The 22,060-nt window shown below is 47.4% G+C and carries 19 protein-coding genes; 10 read left to right on the top strand and 9 right to left on the bottom strand.

The genetic code is table 11. The features are described 5' to 3' along the window. Positions 1 to 50: 50 nt before the first annotated feature. Positions 51 to 1,424: an aminopeptidase P family protein gene (locus M2134_RS11180; protein ID WP_280752304.1), complete on the bottom strand. Its 1,374-nt coding sequence runs from the start codon at positions 1,422 to 1,424 to the stop codon at positions 51 to 53. A gap of 207 nt (positions 1,425 to 1,631) precedes the next feature. Between M2134_RS11180 and M2134_RS11175 the strand changes: the two genes are divergently transcribed. Genes M2134_RS11175 through M2134_RS11155 form a run of 5 tightly spaced genes read left to right on the top strand, consistent with a single transcriptional unit; the run spans position 1,632 to position 4,937 of the window. Then, positions 1,632 to 1,976, top strand: coding sequence for a PucR family transcriptional regulator ligand-binding domain-containing protein (locus M2134_RS11175; RefSeq protein ID WP_280752305.1), 345 nt, complete (start codon positions 1,632 to 1,634; stop codon positions 1,974 to 1,976). A gap of 27 nt (positions 1,977 to 2,003) precedes the next feature. Further along, positions 2,004 to 2,417 carry an ATP-binding protein gene (locus tag M2134_RS11170; RefSeq protein WP_280752306.1) on the top strand — a complete coding sequence of 138 codons (414 nt, stop codon included), beginning with the start codon at positions 2,004 to 2,006 and terminating at the stop codon, positions 2,415 to 2,417. 22 nt (positions 2,418 to 2,439) lie between these two features. Further along, the gene (locus tag M2134_RS11165; RefSeq protein WP_280752307.1) at positions 2,440 to 3,819 is read left to right on the top strand and encodes a [Fe-Fe] hydrogenase large subunit C-terminal domain-containing protein; all 1,380 of its coding nucleotides are present in this window, start codon (positions 2,440 to 2,442) and stop codon (positions 3,817 to 3,819) included. Next, positions 3,806 to 4,141: a serine kinase gene (locus M2134_RS11160; protein WP_280752308.1), complete on the top strand. Its 336-nt coding sequence runs from the start codon at positions 3,806 to 3,808 to the stop codon at positions 4,139 to 4,141. Before M2134_RS11165 ends, M2134_RS11160 begins: the two co-directional genes overlap by 14 nt. Positions 4,142 to 4,190: 49 nt before the next feature. After that, positions 4,191 to 4,937: a PHP domain-containing protein gene (locus tag M2134_RS11155; protein ID WP_280752309.1), complete on the top strand. Its 747-nt coding sequence runs from the start codon at positions 4,191 to 4,193 to the stop codon at positions 4,935 to 4,937. Positions 4,938 to 5,037: 100 nt separating this feature from the next. Here the strand turns inward: M2134_RS11155 and M2134_RS11150 are convergent, their stop codons facing one another. From M2134_RS11150 to uxuA, 5 genes are read right to left on the bottom strand one after another with little or no spacing between them, the layout of a single operon-like run. Continuing rightward, the gene (locus M2134_RS11150) at positions 5,038 to 5,853 is read right to left on the bottom strand and encodes an SDR family oxidoreductase (RefSeq protein ID WP_280752310.1); all 816 of its coding nucleotides are present in this window, start codon (positions 5,851 to 5,853) and stop codon (positions 5,038 to 5,040) included. Between the two features lie 31 nt (positions 5,854 to 5,884). Continuing rightward, a complete protein-coding gene (gene uxaC, locus M2134_RS11145) occupies positions 5,885 to 7,291 on the bottom strand; it encodes a glucuronate isomerase (RefSeq protein WP_280752311.1) in 1,407 nt (468 codons plus the stop codon). A 41-nt stretch (positions 7,292 to 7,332) separates the two neighbouring features. Continuing rightward, positions 7,333 to 8,823 carry an altronate dehydratase family protein gene (locus M2134_RS11140; protein WP_280752323.1) on the bottom strand — a complete coding sequence of 497 codons (1,491 nt, stop codon included), beginning with the start codon at positions 8,821 to 8,823 and terminating at the stop codon, positions 7,333 to 7,335. Next, positions 8,820 to 10,259: a tagaturonate reductase gene (locus M2134_RS11135; protein WP_280752312.1), complete on the bottom strand. Its 1,440-nt coding sequence runs from the start codon at positions 10,257 to 10,259 to the stop codon at positions 8,820 to 8,822. Before M2134_RS11135 ends, M2134_RS11140 begins: the two co-directional genes overlap by 4 nt. Positions 10,260 to 10,274: 15 nt before the next feature. Further along, on the bottom strand, positions 10,275 to 11,450 hold the full coding sequence (uxuA, locus tag M2134_RS11130; protein ID WP_280752313.1) for a mannonate dehydratase: 1,176 nt from the start codon (positions 11,448 to 11,450) through the stop codon (positions 10,275 to 10,277). 333 nt (positions 11,451 to 11,783) lie between these two features. Here uxuA and M2134_RS11125 point away from each other — a divergent pair, with 333 nt between their 5' ends. Genes M2134_RS11125 through M2134_RS11110 form a run of 4 tightly spaced genes read left to right on the top strand, consistent with a single transcriptional unit; the run spans position 11,784 to position 15,924 of the window. Continuing rightward, positions 11,784 to 12,137 (top strand): hypothetical protein, encoded by a 354-nt coding sequence (locus tag M2134_RS11125; RefSeq protein ID WP_280752314.1) that lies wholly within the window; start codon positions 11,784 to 11,786, stop codon positions 12,135 to 12,137. An 11-nt stretch (positions 12,138 to 12,148) separates the two neighbouring features. Beyond that, entirely contained in the window at positions 12,149 to 14,638 is a 2,490-nt protein-coding gene (locus tag M2134_RS11120; RefSeq protein ID WP_280752315.1) for an ATP-binding protein, read from the top strand. Positions 14,639 to 14,644: 6 nt separating this feature from the next. Beyond that, a complete protein-coding gene (locus M2134_RS11115) occupies positions 14,645 to 15,220 on the top strand; it encodes a sigma-70 family RNA polymerase sigma factor (RefSeq protein ID WP_280752316.1) in 576 nt (191 codons plus the stop codon). A gap of 2 nt (positions 15,221 to 15,222) precedes the next feature. Then, the gene (locus tag M2134_RS11110; RefSeq protein WP_280752317.1) at positions 15,223 to 15,924 is read left to right on the top strand and encodes a hypothetical protein; all 702 of its coding nucleotides are present in this window, start codon (positions 15,223 to 15,225) and stop codon (positions 15,922 to 15,924) included. A 160-nt stretch (positions 15,925 to 16,084) separates the two neighbouring features. On the opposite strand, the gene M2134_RS11105 is transcribed toward M2134_RS11110, so the two are convergent. Then, positions 16,085 to 17,131 (bottom strand): mechanosensitive ion channel family protein, encoded by a 1,047-nt coding sequence (locus tag M2134_RS11105; protein ID WP_280752318.1) that lies wholly within the window; start codon positions 17,129 to 17,131, stop codon positions 16,085 to 16,087. 276 nt (positions 17,132 to 17,407) lie between these two features. On the opposite strand from M2134_RS11105, the gene M2134_RS11100 reads away from it, so the two are divergent. Beyond that, positions 17,408 to 19,015 (top strand): ABC-F family ATP-binding cassette domain-containing protein, encoded by a 1,608-nt coding sequence (locus M2134_RS11100; protein ID WP_280752319.1) that lies wholly within the window; start codon positions 17,408 to 17,410, stop codon positions 19,013 to 19,015. 22 nt (positions 19,016 to 19,037) lie between these two features. Here M2134_RS11100 and M2134_RS11095 read toward each other — a convergent pair whose 3' ends face one another. Together M2134_RS11095 and M2134_RS11090 are read right to left on the bottom strand one after the other, a co-directional pair. Next, positions 19,038 to 20,765: a tetratricopeptide repeat-containing serine protease family protein gene (locus M2134_RS11095; protein ID WP_280752320.1), complete on the bottom strand. Its 1,728-nt coding sequence runs from the start codon at positions 20,763 to 20,765 to the stop codon at positions 19,038 to 19,040. Positions 20,766 to 20,776: 11 nt separating this feature from the next. After that, on the bottom strand, positions 20,777 to 21,295 hold the full coding sequence (locus tag M2134_RS11090) for an FHA domain-containing protein (protein WP_280752321.1): 519 nt from the start codon (positions 21,293 to 21,295) through the stop codon (positions 20,777 to 20,779). Between the last annotated feature and the right edge of the window lie 765 nt (positions 21,296 to 22,060).

Here is a 22,060-nt window from a genome sequence, read left to right as displayed (position 1 = left end):
TTTTTTTTGTAACTATTTCTTAGAGACTGTTTTGAGTTCAAAAGAGCATCTTAGCGCAATGCTTCAACCTCTTCCGCATGTAACGGAATCTTCTTGCCCAAAAGACGGGCGCCGTCGGCAGTGATCAGGTAGTCTTCTTCGTTACGGATACCGCTGAAGTCTCTATATGTTTCCACTTTATCGTAATTGATAAATTCGGCAAAGCGTTTTTCGCTATGCCACATATCGATTAGTTCGGGAATAAAATAGATGCCCGGTTCGATGGTCAATACAAATCCCGGTTCCAATTCACGGCCCAGGCGAAGTGATTTGCGACCAAATTGTGTGCTCTTCGCACGTCCGTTGTATCCTACATATACCTCTCCCAAGTTTTCCATATCATGCACATCCATGCCCATCATATGTCCGAGTCCGCAAGGCATGAACAGGGCGGCTGCTCCTGCTTTGACAGCCTCTTTCGTATCTCCTTTTACAAAGCCGAGTTCTTTCAACCCATCCATGATAACGGTTAGGGAAAGATCGTATACCTCTTCAAAATTGACTCCCGGACGCAAGGCGGCAACGGCTGCTTCATGAGAGGCAACCTGGATGTCGTAGATCTCGCGTTGACGGGTAGTGAACTGTTTATCGGCCGGAATCGTAGACGACATATCGCCGGCATAGCCCATTGGTGTTTCGGCACCGGCATCCAACAACAGCATATCACCGCTTTTGATTCGGTTTCCATGATAATGGTTATGGAGTGTTTGGCCATTGATGGTCGCGATAATAGGGAAAGAGAGCTGGTAGTCGTTTTTCAAAGCTGTCTGGGCAACGATGGCTGCTATTTCGGCTTCGAGCATGCCCGGGCGAACCGCTTTCATAGCTTCGATATGCATATCGGCCGTGACACAGCAGGCTTTGTCTAACTCGATAATTTCTTCTTCTGTTTTATAGTTACGCTGGTTGGCAACGCCATAGATGAACTCCACGGAAGGCTTTTCTGTTCCCGGGTATATGCCCAACCAGTCTTGCAACTTGATCTGATGTTCCGGGCGGTAAACAGGTAGGTAGTGAATGGGCTGCTTCTTGGCCTGAGCCGCTTTTAGGTAGTCGGCAATCTCTTTATAGGGGCGTACCTCGGTGATTCCGGCCGCTTCGCTCTTCTCTTTCAGCGTAGGCTGGGTGCCCATCCATACGATGGCATCGATTGTCAATTCATCTCCGAAGATAATCTCCCGGTCATTATCAATATCGATCACCGCATTGAGTCCGGCATAAGATAGCCCGAAGAAATAAAGAAAAGTGGAATCCTGTCTGTAGTGGTATGTGTTATCGGCGTAATTCATACCTGATTCATCATTTCCCAGAAATAACAATAACCCTGAGCCGAGGGTTTGTTTTAGTTTAGCGCGTCTGGCTACATAAGTCTCTTTTGCAAACATGGCATAAATAATTTAAGTTTATTCTCATCAAGATATTGAAAGCCTAACACAGCGTTCAGCAGGCTTAAGCTATGCATAGGCGCATCTTACCTTTATGTAAAGGTAAGAATTAATTAAGAAAAGGCTGTAAAATTGACAAATATTAGTATATTTCGAAACTTAAGCGTGAAGTGAAATGCTTGATGCATAAATTAGTTGATGCGAATTATGAAAATACAACAAGTGAAGGAATTGACTGCCGCAAACGTTGTTTGCGGTGCCGCCCTATTAGACAAAGAGGTCTCCTCTGCTTTTGCCAGTGACTTGATGAGCGACGTGCTTACGTTGGATTGCAACGAGGTGTTGCTTGTTACCGGTTTGTGCAACCTGCAAACCATTCGGACAGCGGAAATGGCGGAAGTATCCTGTATCCTTTTTGTGCGCGGCAAAAAAGTAACCCCTGAAATGATCGAGCTCGCGGAGGAGAATCAGATGATTCTGCTCGAAACCCCTTATTCCATGTATCGTACGGTTGGCTTGTTGTATAGTAGCGACCTACGGCCGGTCTACTAAGTATCCCAAAAAAACGGAGGGTGAACTATGCGATTCAGGTATGAATTGGAAGGTGGAAACTTCTCGAGAGCCGGATATGCTTCGAGTGAGATCAAGAAGACGCTCAAGCAGTTGTCGGTTGATCCGAAGATCATCAAGCGTATCGTGGTGGCTTTGTATGAGGCCGAGGTCAATGTGGTGGCTCATGCCTGGCGGGGTGAGGTATTGGCCGAGGTCGATGCGGAGAAGATCACGATCGAATTGAAAGACGAAGGACCGGGCATACCCGATATCCCGTTAGCGATGCAGGAGGGCTATTCCACCGCTTCGGCCGCTGTGCGTGAGATGGGCTTTGGTGCCGGCATGGGATTGCCTAATATGAAAAAGAATGTAGACGAACTGATCGTCGAAAGCAAAGTGGGCGTCGGGACGCAGGTCTATATGCTTACCCGATTCTCATAAGATTAATAGGAGGAAATGTATCATGAAAGAAGATAATTTTTATCATGCGCTCGAGATCGATAACGATCTTTGCATGGGGTGTACGCGTTGTATGACGAAATGCCCGACGCGTGCTATCCGTATCCGGGATGGTAAAGCCACGATACACAAAGACTGGTGTGTAGATTGTGGAGAGTGTCTGAAAACATGTCCGGTACAGGCTATCTATGTAGGACAGGATGACTTTCAGCGCATTTTCGATTATACCTGTCGGGTCGCTTTGGTGCCGACCGTCTTTACCGGGCAATTCTCTAAATATACGACGGAAAAGGAGATTATGAGCGCCATCTATGAGTTGGGCTTTACGCATATCTTCCCGGTGGAATTTACCACCGATATGGTTTGCCGGGAGATGATCCGACAAATGGAGAATGCGGATGAGAAGCCGGTAATCAGCTCTTTTTGTCCGGCTATTGTGCGCTTGATACAGGTGCGTTTCCCGGTGTTGGTAGATAATGTCCTGTTGGTGAAGCCTCCGGTGAATGCCTCAGCCACCTATTACCATAAGGTGTTGGAAGACGAAGGATTTACACCCGATGAGATCGGTATCTTTTATGTGACTCCCTGCGCGGCGAAGATTGCCTCCCTAAAGAGCGAAGAGGGATATGAAGCGACTATTCGTGGGGTGATCAATATGGATACCTTGTATAATAAAGTATATCATGTGTTGAAGAACCGCCCCAAAGACCATAAGCCCGATTGCGAACTGCCCCCTTCGCTCACCAAGAAAGAGATGCGCTGGAGCCAGACTGGTGGCGAGGCTAAACATTTCCCGGGACGTAGCCTGGCCATCGATGAGATACATAATGTGATCGATTTCCTGGAACGCATGGAGACAACAGATGAGGTGCGTAATGTGGATTTTCTGGAGTTACGTGCCTGTAGCCGTAGTTGTGCCGGTGGGGTGTTGACGGTTGCCAATCGTTTTCTTACGGCTGAGCGCATGATGAAGCGGTCGGTCAACCGCGATAAGGTGCCGATGATCTATGCCGCCGACAACCTCGAAGCGTTGTCTTACCTGAAGCAGCATATTATGATGCCGCCGATATCGCCCAAGCCCAAACTGTTGTATGACGGCTCGCGGGAAGAGATCCTGAAAAAGATGGAGCAGGTGCGCAACCTGATGTGTTATCTGCCCGGAATAGACTGCGGTGCCTGTGGTAGTCCGAACTGCCGAAGCCTGGCGGAAGATATTGTGCGCCATGAGGCACAGTTTAGCGATTGTGTTTTTATGCAGCGTAATATGGAGAAGCATGGAAAGCTGGATCAGGGACACGCGTTTCGTTTGATAGAAAAAACATGGGGCAAAGACCGCCTCAATAAAGATTGTTATAAGAAAGGAGCCAAATATGAAGGTCAGTGAATTAGTAAACAAACTACACCTAACCCTTTTCTGCGGAGAAGGCGGTATGCATAATGAGATAAGCGGTGGCTACACCAGCGACCTGTTGAGCGATGTGATGGGTAATGCCGAAGAGGGTATGATATGGATCACTATGCAAACCCATCAAAATGTGATGGCAGTGGCTACATTGAAAGATATGGCAGCTATCCTACTCGTCAATGGCCTGAAGCCCGATAAAGAAATGTTGGAAAAAGGGGAGAGTGAAGATATTCCTATCTTAGGAACGACGCTTTCGGCTTTTGAGGTGAGTGGGAAAATCTATTCTTTAATTGATAATTGATAATTGATAATTGATAGTTTTCAATTTTCAATTTTCAATTCCCAATCCCATGCCCCAATACAAGATAGACCTCCACATCCACACCTGCCTTTCTCCCTGTGGGAGTTTGGAGATGAGTCCGTTGCGGATTGTTGAGAGGGCTATGGCGCAGGGACTTGATGCTATTGCCATCACCGACCATAACGCGACACAGCAATATCCGGCGATTAAGGAGCTGGGCGAGGAGAGGGGATTGGTTGTCTTTCCCGGCGTAGAGGTCGCCACCCGGGAGGAGGTGCATTGTGTGGTTCTCTTCCCTTCCGACGAGGTGAGGGTCGTTTTCCAGGCCTATCTGGATAGCTATCTGCCTCCTATACCGAATAATCCCGAACGAATGGGGGATCAGATATGGGTGAATCGAAACGATGAGATTGAAGGGGAGGTTCCTTGGACGCTTATATCGGGTGTCGATCGGAGTATCAACGAGGTGGCCGCCTATGCCCGGCAGCTGGGATGTCTGTTTATGCCTGCTCATGTTGAACGCCCCTCTTACAGTATCATCAGCCAACTGGGATTTATTGACCCCACGCTTCCGATCGATGCGCTTGAATACAATAACGCGGCACGCTTCGAATCGTTGGTGGAAAGAAACAGTTACCTGAAAAACTATCTGTCATTCACCGCTTCGGATGCCCATTGGCTGGCGCAGATAGGTGAGAATCCCTCCATCCTCGAAGCCGATGTGCTCTCTTTTGAATCTCTCCAAAAGGCTTTCCGTAAAGAGAATGGCTACAGTCTGCAATCTGCTACTCGCTGATAGTGAACCGACAGAGAGGAGTTACAAGGAGGGATAAAGAAATACAAAAAGGCCCGGACTAAGAAAATGTTAGTCCGGGCCTTTTCAATATAGGATATATTTATACGCCGCTAAAGGCTGAGAATCCTCCGTCGACAGGCAATACCACGCCGGTAATGAAGCTGGCAGCATCACTGCACAGGAACTGCACCGCACCGTTCAGTTCGTTGATATCGCCGAAGCGTCTCATCGGGGTTTTTGCCAATACCTTCTGGCTGCGTTCGGTCAGTGAACCGTCGGGGTTGATCAATACCGCCCGGTTCTGGTCGCCGATAAAGAAGCCCGGAGCAATCGCGTTCACGCGTACCCCTTCTCCATATTTCAGCGCCATCTCGGTAGCCAGCCACTGGGTGAAGTTGCTGACCGCCGTTTTAGCGGCAGAATAACCCGGTACGCGGGTAATCGCCGAATAGGCAGCCATGGAGGAGATATTGATGATGCTGCCCGATTTCTGTTCAGCCATGATTTTGCCGAACACCATAGAGGGATACACCGTTCCGTTCAGGTTCAGGCTGGTCACCTTTTCCCATTCGGCTACCGGCATATCAAAGAATTCCTGGTCGGGACGCAGGGTGCCGCCTGGGGTGTTTCCTCCGGCAATGTTCAACAGGATGTCGATCCGTCCCCATGCCTCCATGATCTGTGCCGCTACCTTTTGCAGGCTCTCGATATCAAGCGCGTTGCCGACAAAGCCGATCACCTCGCCACCCTCTTTCCGTAACTCTTCGAGACGGGCATCCAGTTGCTCCTGGCGGATGTCGATGGCTACTACCTTGGCTCCGGCTTTGATAAAGCTCTTGGCAATGCTGCCGCCCAATACGCCACCGGCTCCGGTGATCACGGCTACTTTCCCTTCTATACTAAAAGAACTATTCATACTTTTTTATTTTATAAATGATAAGTGGTTTTTAATCGAAATTGAAATACTGCTTGGCATTGTAGTAGCTCACATTCTCTACCAGTTGATTGATAAAGTCCATCTCGCTTGCCGGAAGCTCTCCGTTCTCCACATCCGTACCGATCAGGTTACACAGCGTGCGGCGGAAATATTCATGACGCGGGTAGGAGAGGAAGCTGCGCGAGTCGGTCAACATACCTACAAAACGGCTCAGCAATCCTAAAAGCGACAGGGCATTCATCTGTTTCTCCATGCCGTCTTTCTGATCGAGGAACCACCAACCGGAACCGAACTGTATCTTGCCCGGCACGCTACCGTCCTGGAAGTTGCCCAACATGGTGGCAATCATTTCGTTTGCGCACGGGTTGAGGTTGTAAAGGATTGTTTTAGCCAGTTTACCGTTCACATCTAAGCGATCCAGGAACTTCGACATCGCTTTGGAGGTGTTGAACTCACCGATGGAGTCGAATCCGGTGTCGGCGCCAAGTTGACGGAACATGCGGGTGTTGTTATTGCGGATCGCTCCGTAATGGAACTGTTGTGTCCAACCTTTCTCCCAATCCATTTCAGCGAAGACAACCAGCATGGCTGACTTGAACTTCAGGATCTCTTCTTTGCTAAGCAGCGTTCCACCATATACTTTGTTGAAGATGGCTTTGATCTCCGCTTCGGTATAGTCTTCGGCGTAGAACTCTTCGATGCCGTGATCCGACAAACGACAACCATTCTCAGCAAAGAAATCATGACGTTTGCGCAGCGCTGCGATCATATCGTCAAAAGCAGAGATGGTTACGCCACTCACTTCAGACAGTTTTTCCACGTAAGCCCGGAAGTCGGCAGGCACTTCTACCGCCATTGCCTTATCAGGACGCCAGGTGGGTAGCATTTTTATTTCAAAGCCTGACTCGCGAGTCTGCTTGTGATACTCGAGGCTATCGATTGGATCGTCGGTGGTACAAACGGCTTCTACGTTGTAACGTCTCATCATGCCACGAGCGGAATACTCGGGTTGCTTCAATTTGTCGTTACATTCGTCGAATATCTCACGGGCGGTCTTCGGATTCAACACCTTATCGATACCGAAGGCTGTCTTGAGCTCCAGGTGCGTCCAGTGATAGAGCGGGTTGCGCATGGTGTAAGGAACTGTTTCCGCCCATTTCTCAAACTTCTCCCAGTCGCTGGTGTCGCCGGTGATAAAACGTTCGTCAACACCATTTGTACGCATAGCGCGCCATTTGTAATGGTCGCCACCCAGCCATATCTCCGTCATGGAGCGGAACTGATGGTCGTCGGCTACCATTTGCGGAATCAAATGGCAATGGTAGTCTATGATAGGTAATTTAGCCGCGTGATTGTGATAGAGATCCTGCGCTGTTTGTGTTTTCAGCAGGAAATCTTTGTCCATAAATGTCTTCATACTATTATCTTTTAAGTGTTTTATATTTCTAAAAAGTCAGTTTATAAGGTGACGCCGGATTTGAAAATAGCTATTTCCCGGTACTCACTCTTCTCGTTGTTGGTGCGCGCGCCGTTGGCTACATCCAAGATGAATTGGGTGAAGCGTTCGCCCAATGCCTCCATGGTTTCACCTTCTAACAGGGTGCCGGCATTGAAGTCGATCCAATTGGACTTATGCTGATACAGGTTGCTGTTGGTCGATATCTTGGCCGTAGGGACAAAGGTGCCGAAGGGCGTGCCTCTTCCGGTGGTGAAGAGTACCATATGGCATCCCGAAGCCGCTAAGGCCGTACTGGCTACCAGGTCGTTGCCCGGTGCGCTCAACAGGTTTAATCCCTTTGTTTTCAAGCGTTCGCCATAGAGTAATACATCTTTTACCATCGATGTCCCCGCTTTTTGGGTACAGCCTAAGGATTTCTCTTCCAGGGTTGAGATACCTCCCGCTTTGTTCCCCGGTGAAGGATTTTCGTAAATGGGTTGTTTGTTCTCAATGAAGTAGGACTTGAAGTCGTTGATCAGATGCACTGTTTTCTGGAAGATAGCTTCCGATTGACTGCGGTTCATCAGGATCGTTTCCGCACCGAACATCTCGGGCACCTCTGTCAAGACGGTGGTGCCGCCCTGAGCTACCAGAAAATCGGAGAATACGCCGAGCAAAGGATTGGCCGTAATACCGGAGAACCCATCCGAGCCACCACATTTTAAGCCGACCCGCAGTTCACCGAAAGGAATATCCGTCCGCTTATCCTCAGATGCCAACGCATGAAGCTCACGCAGTATCTCCATGCCTGTCTCTATTTCGTCGTCCACCTTTTGCGATTCCATAAAACGAATACGCTCGGTGTCAAAGTCACCCAGGAACTCCCGGAAAGCACCGATCTGGTTGTTTTCGCAACCCAATCCGACAATCAACACGCCTCCCGCGTTGGGATGGAGCGTCAGGTCGCGCAATATCTTACGCGTGTTCTCGTGGTCATCGCCCAATTGCGAGCAACCATAGTTGTGCGGAAAGGCAACGATCGCGTCGACTCCCTTATCATCACATTCCTTGCGGATTTTCTTTTCCAAGGCGGTCACAATGCCATTCACGCAACCTACCGTCGGGATGATCCACAATTCGTTGCGGATCCCCACATCACCGTTCTTCCGACGATAGCCTTTGAAGGTGATCTCTTGGGTAGGGGGCAGGGTGGGTTCCGGTACCGGGCTAAAGGTGTACTCTTGCAGCCCTTCCAGGTTCGTTTTGATATTCTTTTCGTTTACCCAACCTCCTGCCGCAATCTCTTCGCGGGCATGTCCGATGGGCGAACCGTATTTGATGATATGATCGCCAGCCTTGAAGTCTTGAAGCGCTATTTTATGCCCGGCAGGAATCTCCTCTTTGAGCACCACCGACAGACCTTCTGTTTGCACGGTTTCACCGGCTGCCATCTTTTCAATGGCAACCGCTACATTATCTACCGGATTGATATGAATAAATCTTGCCATCAGATAATTTCTTTAACAACATCCAGCATTCCTTTTTCCGCAATCGCATCCAGGTAACCAGTCAACAGCTCGGTCAGGCCGGGAATCAGATTCAGGTCTTCATTCCAGATAAAGGAGGCAGCCAATACACCTTCGGCTACCTTTTCAGTAGAACCTGTTGCCCAGAGATCCTTCAGTAACTGCATGATTTCTGGTGCGTCGTTTGGCGCGCAAGGAGCTCCGTCGGCACGGTTTTCTCCTTTATAATAGGTAATGATAGCCGCTAATCCCAACACCAGGCCTTTCGGCAGTTCGCCTTTGCGCTTGAGATAGGTCTTCAAGCCCGGCAGATCGCGTGTTTCAAATTTCGGGAATGAGTTGAGCATAATAGAAACCACCGAGTGATCCACAAAAGGATTGTTGAAACGTTCCAACACATCGTTGGCAAATTGTACCAATTCTTCCTTCGGCAGGTCGAGCGTTTCCATCAATTCGTCGAACATCACCTTGTGGATATACTTCCCTAACACCTCGTGTTGGCAGGCATCGCGCACGATGTCCACGCCGGAAAGATAGGTCACCGGAGCCAGTACCGTATGCGGACCGTTCAACAGCGTCACTTTGCGCTCGTGGTAAGGCGCCTCGCTGGGCACGAACAATACGTTCAGTCCCGCCTTGTCGGCCGGGAATTCGTTGGCTACCGATTCGGGCGCCTCAATCACCCAGAGGTGGAATACTTCGGCCTGAACCACCAGGTTGTCGTTGTATTGCAGTTTCTCTTTGATGGCATCGATGTCTTTGCGGGGGAATCCGGGTACGATACGGTCAACCAAGGTGGCATACACACCGCAACATTCCGTAAACCAGGCTTTGAATTCCTCTTCCAGGTTCCAATGTTCAATGTATTGATAAATCGTCTCTTTCAATTTATGTCCGTTCAGGAAGATCAGTTCGCAAGGCAAAATGATGAATCCTTTACTCTTATCGCCCTGGAATGTCTTGAAGCGATGATAAAGCAGTTGTGTCAGTTTGCCCGGATAAGAAGAGGCGGGCGCGTCGGACAGCTTGCATGCCGGATCAAACACGATGCCTGCTTCGGTCGTATTGGAGATAACGAAACGCATCTCGGGTTGTTCCGCCAGTTGCAGGAATGCCTGGAAGTCTGCGTAAGGATTCAGCGCGCGGCTGATCACGTCGATGCGTGTCAGGCTATCTACCTTTTCGCCTTTATCCAATCCTTGCAGATTCACGTGATACATGCAATCCTGTTTGTTCAGCATGTCAATCATTCCTTTATCGATAGGTTGCACTACGACAACGCTGCTGTTGAAATCTGTCTTTTCGTTCATTACTTGGATCATCCAGTCTGCAAAAGCACGCAGGAAGTTCCCTTCACCAAATTGAATAATACGTTCCGGATAGGCCGGTTTGTTCATGGTTTCTTTGTTTAATTCTTTCATGATTATAAAATATACTTATGAATTTGTTTTACATGCGCGAACGGTAGCCATCACCCCGTCCATTTGTGCCAGGGCATACATTCTTCCCAAAAAGGAATACCCCGGGTTATAGTTTTTCTCTTTATCGTCGAGCATCAGCTTGCCGTGGTCGACCCGCATAGGCAATGCCGGATTCTCTTCTTCAAAGATGCGGACTAATTCGATCAAATGGCCGCGTCCCTGCAGGTGGGAGGCTTCGATGAAATTGCCGTTCGGGTGTATGTCGGTGCTTCTCAGGTGTACGAAGTGAGTACGGGAGGCAAAAGCACGTGCCAGGGCAGGCACATCGTTCTGCAATCCGGAGCTCAGGGAACCCGCGCAGAAGGTCAATCCGTTGTGCGGATCATCGACCGCGGAGAGGATCCATTCGATGTCTTCTTGGTCGGTTACGATGCGAGGTAACCCCAGTACCTGCCGTGGCGGATCGTCAGGGTGTACGCACACATTTATGCCGTAAAAATTACAAACCGGCATGATACGAGTCAAAAAGTATTTCATATTTTCCCGTAATTGCTCTTTGTCGATACCGTCGTAAAGGGCGAGCAGGCGGTTGAAAATCGCCACCGGGTTCTGATCACCTTCTTTGATATTCCCGTTGATGAAGCCTTGTGTTTTCACGATAATCGTATCGATGAGAGCTTCTTTCTCGGCCTCTGTAATGGTTTTGTCCAGGGTGTGTACCTGTTCCATCTCTTCCGGCGTATAGTCTTTCTCCGCTCCTTCGCGTTTGAGGATAAAACAATCGAAGTAGGCAAAACGGATCTTATCGAAAAAGAGGGTAGAGGTGCCGTCTTCCAAGCTATACTCCAGCTCGGTCCGTATCCAGTCGATCACAGGCATAAAGTTGTAACAAACTGTTTTCACACCCGCCTGTCCCAGATGGGTAAGGCTTTCAATGTAATTATCGATCAGCTGATCGCGGTTTTCTCCACCATATTTGATAGCTTCACTCACCGGAAGGCTTTCTACGACCGACCATTCCAATCCGTATGATTCGATATAGTTCTTCAGGTCTTCAATAGCTTCTAAAGGCCATACCTCCCCGTTGGGGATATCGTGCAGGGCGGTCACGATGCCCTCCACACCAATCTGGCGCAACATGGAAAGCGTTATTTTGTCTTTCTTTCCAAACCATCTCCAGGTCTTTTTCATCTTCTTAAATTTTATAGTTATTGCAAATGTAGTTAGTTTGATTGGGACAAAGGTGGTAAAATATGCGGAAAATAGTGGAAAAATTGTTCACATTACACTTTTTTTCCCCCTTTTGTGGTTTTGGAAATTTTATTCTCACCCGCATGAGAATTTTTTCTCACGCGGGTGAGAATTTTTTCTCAGTGTCAAAAAAGTCGTGAGAAAAGATTCTCAAGGTCAAATTAATCGTGAGAAAAGTTATAGATTTGTATGCCTAAATTTGGGCGTCTTTGTTTTTAATAAAATGAGAGGTTTTTTGTTATATAAACTATATATATTGAAATTCTAAGAGTGATGAGCAAGGTGTACACTTATCTATCTTCCTTACCGGATGAACAGAAAAAATGGTTTGTCCCTGTTTTTGGAACCATCGAACGTTTTTATACGGTCGTTTATCTTATTATACGCAATGAACACGCCACCGAACAGGATCGGCTGGACTACTTCGAGGAGCGCCTGCAGGTGATCCGGGAGGTAAAGAACAGGGTAGAGAAATTAGTAAACACCTATGGCTTAGACGGAAAAGAGGTGGTCGCGGATATCGCCGGCGATTACTTCGAGGACTTTGTCAATTACAAAGAGCTGGAGACCGACTTGACGAATGAAGAGTTTATTAATATGATTCAACGGATATCAAAACTGACATAACACCTTGTCTTATGAAAAAGAAATCGGGCAACATTGGCGGAAAAGTGATTATCGGATACATTGTGTTGATGGTCATAGCTTTGGCATCTTTGGCCTATATGTATCGGATGGTGGAAGATGTAACAGAGGGAGAGGATTTGAATGATCTGCCCCGTCAGAAGCTTTACCTGGTAACCAACACCCAGACCCTTTTGTATGAGAGCGAGACCATGGGGCAATTGCTTAATATGGAGGGGGATGATTATGCTTATTTCAACGAGACGCTTGATAAAGCGCGTGAGAATATTGAATCGCTGCGGCATCTGGTGCCCGACGAAGAGTTGCGCCATAAGCTGGATACCATCGATATGTTGATAGAGCGAAAGCGGAAAAATACAGAGGCGTTGCTTGAAATATGGCAGGAGGCGGGACAGGATTTGTATGCGAAAAACATTGAGAGTCAGTTGACGAAAGCGCGCCCTATGGTGCAGGAGAAGGGAGTAAAGGAACATATCATTACTAAAAGTGATACCTCGGTGGTGATTACGCCTAAAAAACGCTCTTTCTTTCAACGTCTGGCGGAGGTGTTTGTGCCTTCTACACAGGACACCAGCATTGTCGTTTCGGGCAATCAGCATTTACAGAAAGACACGCTGTTGAATACCTATAATCCGAATGAAGAGGTGGCTAAAACGCTTCGGGACATTCAAAACAGTGTCTCCAGTGAGCGCCAGCGCATACAGGAACTATTGGTTGAACGCTCTTCGACCCTTCGGTATGACAATAGTTTGATCAATGTGCGTATCAATCAGATATTGCGGGATATGGAAGAGGAGGAATTGAATGCCTCCTTCGACCGTATGCAGGAACGTCAGCATCTGTTGCAGCGTATGTCTTATCTTATCTCCTTCATCGCTGTGGTCTCGCTGCTTGTTGCTATCTTCTTTTTGATTCTTATCGGACGGGATCTTTTGAAGAGCAGCTATTATCGGAAACAACTGGAACAGATGAATAAGAGTCGTGAGCAATTGATTCTGACCATCAGTCACGATGTGCGTGCTCCGCTCTCGTCGATCATCGGATATATCGAATTACTGCAACGTTCGAAGCTTACTCCACAGCAATATACCTACCTGCAGAATATGGGCTTCTCTTCGAGGCATATCCTGGCGTTAGTAAACGATTTGCTCGACTATGAGCGCTTGGAAACCGGACAGATCGAAACCCACCGGACTCCTCTTCAGTTACCTGTTTTCTTTGAAGAGATTTATGGCAGCTTTGAGCCTATTGCCATAGCGAAGGGATTGGGCTTCTCTCTGCAGATGAAGGGAGAATCCTATAAGGTGTATATGGGCGATTCGGTGCGGATCAGGCAGATTGTGAGCAATCTGGTGAATAATGCGTTGAAATTCACTCAGAAAGGGAGTGTCACGCTGTTGGTGGATTGCAACGGGTTGGAGCAATCTCCTTCCCAATTGGTCATCACCGTGCGTGATACAGGACCGGGCATCCCCCCGGAGGAGAAAGGGCGTATTTTTAAAGAATTTGCGCGTGTTTCCGGCACAGAAAAAGTAGAAGGGTTTGGACTGGGATTGTCTATCACCTCCCGCTTAGTGAGCCTGTTGAAGGGGACCATCACCGTAGAGAGTGAGCCGGGAACAGGCTCTGATTTTATTGTCACTCTGCCGTTGGAATTGGCCGAGAACCAGTCGGTCCCCTCTGAAACGAAAATACAACCGGAGGCGGCTGAGCGAGTATGGGAGTCTGATGAGGTGCCCACCTGTCTGGTGGTCGACGACGATCTGTTGCAGATTGCGCTGATCGAAGAGGTGTTGAAGCAATGCCATATTCACGTGATATCCTCTACGGATCCATCGAGTGTGGAAGCCTGTTTGCGGGAAAACAAGGTGGACCTGATTCTATCCGATGTGCAAATGCCAGGCATGAACGGAGTAGAGATGATTGGGCATCTGCGCCGATCGGATATACCTCGCGCGGCCGAGATACCAGTAATTGTTATTTCCGGATCGATTAACCAGAATGGAAAAGAATTTATCAATGCCGGCTTTACTGACGCTTTAGGTAAACCCTTTACGATCGATCAGCTTATAGAGACGGTTGGTAAATATATTCCTTGCCATAAAAACAGGCGTGTGCCGGCCGTAGAGGAGGAGGGAGCCACTGCTCAATCGACAGGAAACGGGGTTGACTTCTCAGCATTAACAGAGTTCGCTTCCGGTGATGAAGAGGCCTCTACGGTTATCATCCAGACCTTTTTTGAAGAAACCCGACGAAGCCTGTTGATCTTCCGGGAAGCCTTGGAGAAAACAGATCGGGAGACGATCGCCAAGATAGCGCATCGCATGATGCCTCTTTTCTCGATGTTACAGGCGGATACGATTGTGCAGCAATTGCGTATCCTGCAGTTGAATGCACCGGAAATGACCGACTCGGGCTGGCAACGGTTGATGCGTGATGTGATCGAGCAGATCTCATCGATTGTAGATGCGGATAACGAATAAGACAGGATGACTTTACTATTCAAGCGAAACGCGGCTAAACTAACGGACGAGCAACTCCTGGCGGAATATAAGCGCAGCGGGGATTCGGAGTATTTCGGTACGTTATACAACCGTTATACCCCTCTTTTGTATGGGGTCTGCCTCAAATACCTGAACAATACGGAGCGGGCGGAGGATGCTGTGATGGAGCTTTTCGAACAGCTATTGGCTAAAGTCTGCCAGTATGAGATTGCTGTTTTCCGCACCTGGCTGCATACGGTGGTGAAAAATCATTGCCTGCAAATACTACGCAAAGAAAGTCGCGAGATCAAGGCAGATTTTGATATCGACCGTATGGAATCCGACGATATTATGTATCTATTAGATGAAGAGGAAACGGATAGCGAACGCCTGGAAATGCTGAAGCATTGCCTGGAGAAATTGCCGGAAGAGCAAAAGCAAAGCATTACGCTTTTCTTTATGGACGATATGTCGTATGCCGACATTGTCGATTCGACCGGTTATACATTGAGTCGCGTCAAAAGCTATATTCAAAACGGAAAACGGAATTTGAAAATTTGTATGGAGAGACAATTAACATGAGAATGAGGCGATACATACAGGGCGACCGGAAGGGACGAGAGGCCAATCGCATCGAGCGGCAGGCCATGCGTGATCCTTTTCTGGCGGAAGCGCTCGAAGGATATGAGAAGGTGAAGGGTGATCCGGCTCCTCATATCGATATCCTGCGCCGCAAAATACGGCGAAAGAACCAGCGCCGGCTCGATGTCTTTAAATATGGAGGCATGGCAGCGAGCTTTTTGTTTATTATCGCCTTCAGCGTCTATTTTGGTCTGCAGAAGAAAGACTCTCCCGAAATGCTTGCCGATCAGATGGAAAACAGCCTGGAAGAAAGCGTTATGCCAGCTGCCATCCGTTCGTTGGCATTGAATAAAGAGATAGCCGATGAGGCCGAAGAAATCGCCGATCAGGCAAAAGAAATGACAATGCGGCAAGAAGCCAAGATAGCAACCTCATCGCCTGTTGACGGCTGGGAGGCTTATCAGAAGTATATAGAAGAAAAAATGATCCGTCCGACCGACGAAACAGGCAAGGAGATAAAAGGTGAAGTAACCCTCTCTTTTTTCATCAATGAGCAGGGTAAACCCCATCGTATCACCGTGAAAAAACCTCTCAGTCCCCCTGCCGATAAAGAGGCCTGCCGCCTGATAGAGGAGGGACCTTTATGGACAATAGGAAACGAAGAGGTTTTTTATACGGTTGTTTTTTTAGAAGTTAAGAAGTAAGAAGTTAAGAAGTAAGAAGTAAGAAGTAAGAAGTTAAGAAGTCAAAGAAGTTAAGAAGTAAGAAGAAAAAATAATAAGAGGCCACAGGTAAAATGTATATGCCATTGTGGCTTCTTGCTTCTTAACTTCTTTGACTTCTTTGACTTCTTAACTTCTTTAACTACTGCTCCTTCTGAAGATAAAGCGTCTGGGAAGGGAAGGCGAAGTTTAATCCCGCCGCGTTGAAGGATTTCAGGATCTCCATATTCATGTCCGACGTGACTTTCCGGATGTTACCTTTCTTCTCAATAAAATAGATGAAGCTGATCTCCAAGGCGGAATCACCATAACCGCTGAAATTGGCAATGATATTATCGCTCTTTTTGGATACGAAATCAACCTTCTTTGGTATGCCTCTTAATATATCCAGCGCCTCCTGCATCTTTTCCGGTGTCGTATCGTAGGTCAATCCAAGCTTCATCACCACCCGGCGCATTGGCTCGGAGGAGATATTGATAATAGAAGCGTCCGTAATCTTAAAGTTCGGAAGCGTCACGATGCGCTTGTCGTAGTCCATCAGTTTGGTGCTTCTTACGCCCACGTCGATAATCGTTCCTTCAAAGCTGTCTACACGGATGGTATCACCGATGCTAAACGGTTTGTCGGTAAATATGGTAAAGGCGCCGAATATATTCTTGACCGTATCCTGAGCGGCCAAAGCAAAAGCAATACCACCAATACCGAGGGTTCCTAACAAAGCACTGATGTTGATCCCGACATTGCTCAACGCCGTTACGATACCAATCACCCAGACCACCGTCAATACGGCTCTTTTCACTACCGGCATCATCTTTTGGGCATGTCCGTCCGAACGTTCTCCCCAATAGTTATCCAATAGACCCGACGTCAAGCGAGTGAATACCCAGGTGACATTCAATACGATCAGGATCCGGTAGGCATCATCGATGGCTTTGACGAATTTTTCCGGTGTCACCAATTGATGGATAGCGATCCAGATACCAAGCAGCATAATGCCAAACAGGATGGGTGACTCCAAAGCGAAATAGATAACATCATCGAATCTGTTCTTGGTTTTTGTAGTGAAAGGCTTTAAGACCTTTTTGCTGAATACGGAGACTAACTTTGTAATGATAAAGGTAGAAACCAAAATGATAAGGAAAATACCCCATTCTTCCAGTGAATTCCCCCAAATAACTTTTTCAAACATACTTTTCTTTCTTTATGAATTTAACTTTCTATTAGTAAAACTATCGTTCCCCTTCAAATGTTTAATTTCCTGTTTATTCTTTTGTTTTCAAATATTTTGTCTACTTTTGCGGCAGTATTCATTTAAAACTACTCCAATGAGAATGTCTAAATAAGTTGTCGGTTCACAGAAACCGGCTTGCACATCTGCCAACAGAGAGATAAGAATCGGTTTATTATTTATTCCGCGCGAGGGCAAATTTACTACACCTGCCTGACGCCGACAAATATTTAGCACATGAGTATCCAAATACAACAAATTGCCTATAGGCATGCAGATAATAGCATGCTCTTTTCTGATATCAATCTTACCATCAATAAAGGAGAAAAAGTATCGCTGATCGGACAGAACGGATCAGGAAAGTCAACCCTGTTGCGTATGATCGCAGGGGATCTACCCGCTACTTCGGGTGAAATCATCACGCAGGCAACGCCTTATTATATCCCCCAGCATTTTGGGCAATACGATCATCAGACGGTTGCCGAGGCATTGCGTATCCACGACAAATTGCAGGCTTTGCACGCTATTGAAAACGGGGATGCCTCCGAAAATAATTTCACCTTGCTCGACGACGATTGGGGCATCGAAGAGCGTAGCCTGGCAGCGTTGGCCCATTGGGGGCTGTCTCATATCTCCCTCACGCAATCCTTTGCCGCCCTGAGCGGAGGCGAGAAGACAAAAGCCTTCCTGGCAGGACTGCAGATTCATACGCCGGAGATTATCCTGTTTGATGAACCGACCAATCACCTGGATGCTGTCAGCCGCGAACAGTACTATCGCTATATCCAATCGGAAAATGCCACCCTGTTGATTGTCAGCCACGACCGCGCCTTGCTCAACCTGCTTCCGCTTACCTACGAATTAGGACATACAGGCATTACGACGTATGGCGGGAACTATGATTTCTATAAAGAGCAAAAGCAATGGCAACTGGAGGCTTTGCAGGAGTCTTTAGATGAGAAGGAGAAAGAATTGCGCCTGGCGAAGAAAATAGCCCGGGAGACATTGGAACGAAAGCAGAAACACGAAGCGAGGGGCAAGAAGCAGAAGATAAAAGAGGGCGTTGGCAAAATGGCGATGGACACGCTGCAGGATCGGGCCGAGAAGAGCGCGTCCAAACTGAAAGATACCCACGTAGAGAAAGCCCGGCAACTGACGGAAAACATCGATGAGTTGCGCAAAATCCTGCCGGATAAACGCACGATGAAGGTCGATCTGAATGCTTCCCACCTGCATACGGGAAAGATATTGGTCAAAGCGCAGCAGGTGAATTTTGCCTACGAAGGAGCCGATCCGCTCTTTCCGGAACCGCTTGATTTTACGGTTAAGAGCGGCGATCGTTTGATGTTGCGTGGGAATAATGGTTCCGGTAAAACGACGTTGTTGAAACTGATCGTAGGGCGGTTGCAACCGCAGACAGGAATCATCGAACGAGCTGATTTCGATTATATCTATATCGACCAGGAGTACGCAATTATCCGGAATGAACTGACTGTGTATGAGCAGGCGGAAGAGTATAACGACCGCCATCTGCCGGAACATGAGATTAAAATGCTTCTCTCACGCTATCTCTTCTCACATGAAAGCTGGAACAAACCTTGTTCCGCATTAAGCGGGGGAGAGAAAATGCGCCTGGCTATCTGCTGTCTGATGATTGGTAACCAGACGCCCGATATGATTCTTTTAGATGAACCGACAAACAACCTGGACATCGCCAGCATAGAAATCCTAACCTCTGTCATCCGCGACTACCGAGGCACCATCCTCGCCGTCTCCCACGATGCACGCTTTCTGGAGGAAAGCGATGTTAATGGTGAATTATTAATTGTTAATGGCATCAAGTAATTAACAATTAATAATTAACAATTCACTTACAGTGTTCCCGTATCAACCGGTCCACAATCGGATCGCCCAACTCTTTGGCTTTGGCGAAGGCTTCGCAGGCTTCTGCTTTTTTGTTTAAGCGAACGAGGCAAACCCCTTTCAGGCGGTAGCAGGAGTTGAAGTCGGGCGCCAGTTCCAAGGCTTTTTCAAGGGTGGTAAGCGCTTCGGTGTAGTTCTCCTGGCGCATATAGATCGAAGCCATTTTGGCGATGTAATTCGGGTTGTCGGGAACCATTTGATGGGCTGTTTGAATATCTTCCATGGCTCCGGCATAATCGGCGCTGCGGAACTTAGATTGTTCCCGGAGATAATAGAAGTTATCTCCCACGTTGCCTCCGGTCAATTCGTAATAGAGGTCGTAATCCTTGATCGCCTCTTCGTGTTGAGCCAGGCTTATTTTCATATCAATGCGCTCCAGGATATAGGCCAGGGTCTCTTCCGAAGGCGCCAGCATACTCTTTTCTATCGCTTTGTCGAGTAGGGCGATGAGGTCGCTGATGTTTGTGCCGGGGATTTGTTCCAACGATTTGGCCGCCATGTAGTAGGAGAGGGAGCTGGCTAAATCGCTTTCATTCACCTTGGTGTAGCTATCGTAAGCCATATCGTAGATGCCAAGTGTGAAGAACATATCGCCTTCCAGTTGGCGGTAGGCAGGTTGGTCGTCCAGTTCGATCGCTTCCTTCAGTATATTCATGGCACCGGCGGTGGTCCATTCTTTTTGTGTCAAGGTCGTATCGGCCGTTGCCACATCAAAAATGACGCGTGCTTTGTTGAAGAGCACATTCGCTTTATTGTCGGTCTGACGCGAGGCCGTTTCCCAGTCGGTCATGGCTTTGTCCAGGTAGGCTTGTGCGGTCTCGCCCTTTTCCAGGCTAAACAGTGTGCGGTTGTGCGCATAGTGCGACGCCCGACTCAGATACCCATCAGGTGAGGAGGGAAAAGCCGCGATAAAGTCGTTGATGATCTCCAGGTATTCCGATGCGGTTTTGCCTGTCCCCATAATCATCAGCATCACCTGTGCCTGCTCGATCTCTTCCGGCCAGGCTTTACGGATGCCGATACTGCTATAGGTGCGGCTGAGGGCATCGAGGGAGGTCACTCGCAGGCTGCGCGCGTAACCGGCCGACACGCCGTAAGAGATATCGGCATCTCCAGCCGTATCGTCCTGCATCAGGCCAAACACTTCTCCGTTTTCCGTCAACAGTGGTAGGTTGACGGATTCAAAAGGGATAGAGGTTTTATAATAGGCATACGGATCCTTTAGTTTACTCACTTCCGTGATATTTCCCTCTTTGAAAGTGCCCTTCTTTTCGGTTGTATAGGGTACGGTATATATTTTTATTCCATTTGCCAATGGCTCGGCAGCGATGGGAAAATAGGGAACCTTTTTTGTTATTTCGACCTGAAAACGGATCACCTCATACATATCATCGGCACCCAGAATCGCCGTCACCGGATAGCTCTTGCCATCGGTGTCGGTTACCACCGCACGCGCTGCTCCGCGGAAGAGACCATACCCCGAGAGGGCTTCGCCCGTTTCGCTGACAAAGAAAGCGGTACCGGTTTGTAAGTGTTGATTATCTTTCCCATAAGTAGACAGGGTCAATAACGCTTTACGCTGTTTCTCTAACCATTTAGGCGCCTTTCCCTGGGCAGTAGCCAACAGAGTTACGCAGGCGGCCAGCATCAATAATGAAATTTTTCTTATCATAGGTTTCTTCTTTATTTGGCATGCAATATAAAAGTGGTCGCGCCAATGGTGACAATCTCTTCATCTTCGATCACCACCTGTTCTTTCTTCCCGACCAGTACGTTCCGGATAAAGGTGCCCGTAAGGCTGGGAAAATCACGCAATGTATAGATGTAATGCCCGTTTCCATCGGGTTTTACATGGATCACACAATGTTTTCTTCCCATACTCGGATCGCTGGTGACGATGGCGGCATGTACGCCCTCGGTGTCTTTGTTGCGGCGCCCGATCACATTGTCGCCTTCCACTAAGGGGAGATCCTGTTTGTGTGCGAAGTTGTTCTCTATCACGCTGATGTATCCACAGGTGAAATCGGCTTCATCGACCTCTTTCTCTTCACCCATTTCTGTTTTTACTATTTTTTTTCCCAAACGTATCTTGAACTGATGCGTACACTGCGTGCAAACAAAAGTAAGCACTTTCCCTTTGTGGAACTTCGTTTCATCGAATGTCATCTGATTATCACATTTCGGACAGAATATGCGCTTCATCTCTCTTTCCTTTTCAATATTATACGCTGTTTGCGTACAAATGTACATGATTTTTTTTAATACCCGGCGTTACCGGTTTGTTCGTCTACTACTTTTCATACGACCTGATTGTGTGAATGGATGTTAAATGATCTGTTTTGTCCGAAAATCCAAACTATCATTTTGTCAAAATCGCGGGACTATTTTTCCAAAAACGTAGGGGTATTTAAAATTAGTCCTGCGAGTAACACTTTTTAACGTATCATATAGTAAGGCAAAACGGCGATTTTGCTTACATTTTGCTTTTTAACATTTTGCTTTTGGGGATGCTCCGGATCTTGCTTCATCCGGAGGATCTGTCTTGCTATTTTAAGTAATGCAGAAGAGAGGTGATATATTCAAACTTCACAATGAGTTGATATATCTGTAAATAAGAATTAACAATCAATCTTTGACGCTTAATAAATCTACAATTTGTTTCAAAATTGACAATCCGATAAAAAATATTTGACTCCGTCGATTGCCGTTACACTCTAATTCTGTACTTTTGCTCATAAGGTAATCAAGTTTGTGGTAAAACTAAATTACCTATTAAGGGCGAAACCACAAGGGAAGTAGCCTTTTCTTTTTAAATCGAAAATTTTAGTCGGACACTACTGGTAATAATATCTTATGAGAAAATATTTTTTTACACTACTAACCGACTAAAATCGAAGAATCACATCGTTCAGATTGTAAAATCCTTGTGTTCAGTCTGTTTTATTTTCGACTCTCTTATTTGCTAAA

This window comes from Parabacteroides sp. PM6-13, from assembly GCF_029892605.1.
Classification (GTDB): Bacteria; Bacteroidota; Bacteroidia; order Bacteroidales; family Tannerellaceae; genus QVMG01.
Note: the sequence above shows the minus strand (reverse complement) of the source record. Positions and strands in the feature narration are given on the sequence as shown.

Bases quoted from the DNA above. Each gene is read 5' to 3' on its own strand.
- M2134_RS11180 (WP_280752304.1), bottom strand. From the start codon at position 1,424: ATGTTTGCAAAAGAGACTTATGTAGCCAGACGCGCTAAACTAAAACAA.
- M2134_RS11175 (WP_280752305.1), top strand. From the start codon at position 1,632: ATGAAAATACAACAAGTGAAGGAATTGACTGCCGCAAACGTTGTTTGC.
- M2134_RS11170 (WP_280752306.1), top strand. From the start codon at position 2,004: ATGCGATTCAGGTATGAATTGGAAGGTGGAAACTTCTCGAGAGCCGGA.
- M2134_RS11165 (WP_280752307.1), top strand. From the start codon at position 2,440: ATGAAAGAAGATAATTTTTATCATGCGCTCGAGATCGATAACGATCTT.
- M2134_RS11160 (WP_280752308.1), top strand. From the start codon at position 3,806: ATGAAGGTCAGTGAATTAGTAAACAAACTACACCTAACCCTTTTCTGC.
- M2134_RS11155 (WP_280752309.1), top strand. From the start codon at position 4,191: ATGCCCCAATACAAGATAGACCTCCACATCCACACCTGCCTTTCTCCC.
- M2134_RS11150 (WP_280752310.1), bottom strand. From the start codon at position 5,853: ATGAATAGTTCTTTTAGTATAGAAGGGAAAGTAGCCGTGATCACCGGA.
- uxaC (WP_280752311.1), bottom strand. From the start codon at position 7,291: ATGAAGACATTTATGGACAAAGATTTCCTGCTGAAAACACAAACAGCG.
- M2134_RS11135 (WP_280752312.1), bottom strand. From the start codon at position 10,259: ATGAAAGAATTAAACAAAGAAACCATGAACAAACCGGCCTATCCGGAA.
- uxuA (WP_280752313.1), bottom strand. From the start codon at position 11,450: ATGAAAAAGACCTGGAGATGGTTTGGAAAGAAAGACAAAATAACGCTT.
- M2134_RS11125 (WP_280752314.1), top strand. From the start codon at position 11,784: ATGAGCAAGGTGTACACTTATCTATCTTCCTTACCGGATGAACAGAAA.
- M2134_RS11120 (WP_280752315.1), top strand. From the start codon at position 12,149: ATGAAAAAGAAATCGGGCAACATTGGCGGAAAAGTGATTATCGGATAC.
- M2134_RS11115 (WP_280752316.1), top strand. From the start codon at position 14,645: ATGACTTTACTATTCAAGCGAAACGCGGCTAAACTAACGGACGAGCAA.
- M2134_RS11110 (WP_280752317.1), top strand. From the start codon at position 15,223: ATGAGGCGATACATACAGGGCGACCGGAAGGGACGAGAGGCCAATCGC.
- M2134_RS11105 (WP_280752318.1), bottom strand. From the start codon at position 17,131: ATGTTTGAAAAAGTTATTTGGGGGAATTCACTGGAAGAATGGGGTATT.
- M2134_RS11100 (WP_280752319.1), top strand. From the start codon at position 17,408: ATGAGTATCCAAATACAACAAATTGCCTATAGGCATGCAGATAATAGC.
- M2134_RS11095 (WP_280752320.1), bottom strand. From the start codon at position 20,765: ATGATAAGAAAAATTTCATTATTGATGCTGGCCGCCTGCGTAACTCTG.
- M2134_RS11090 (WP_280752321.1), bottom strand. From the start codon at position 21,295: ATGAAGCGCATATTCTGTCCGAAATGTGATAATCAGATGACATTCGAT.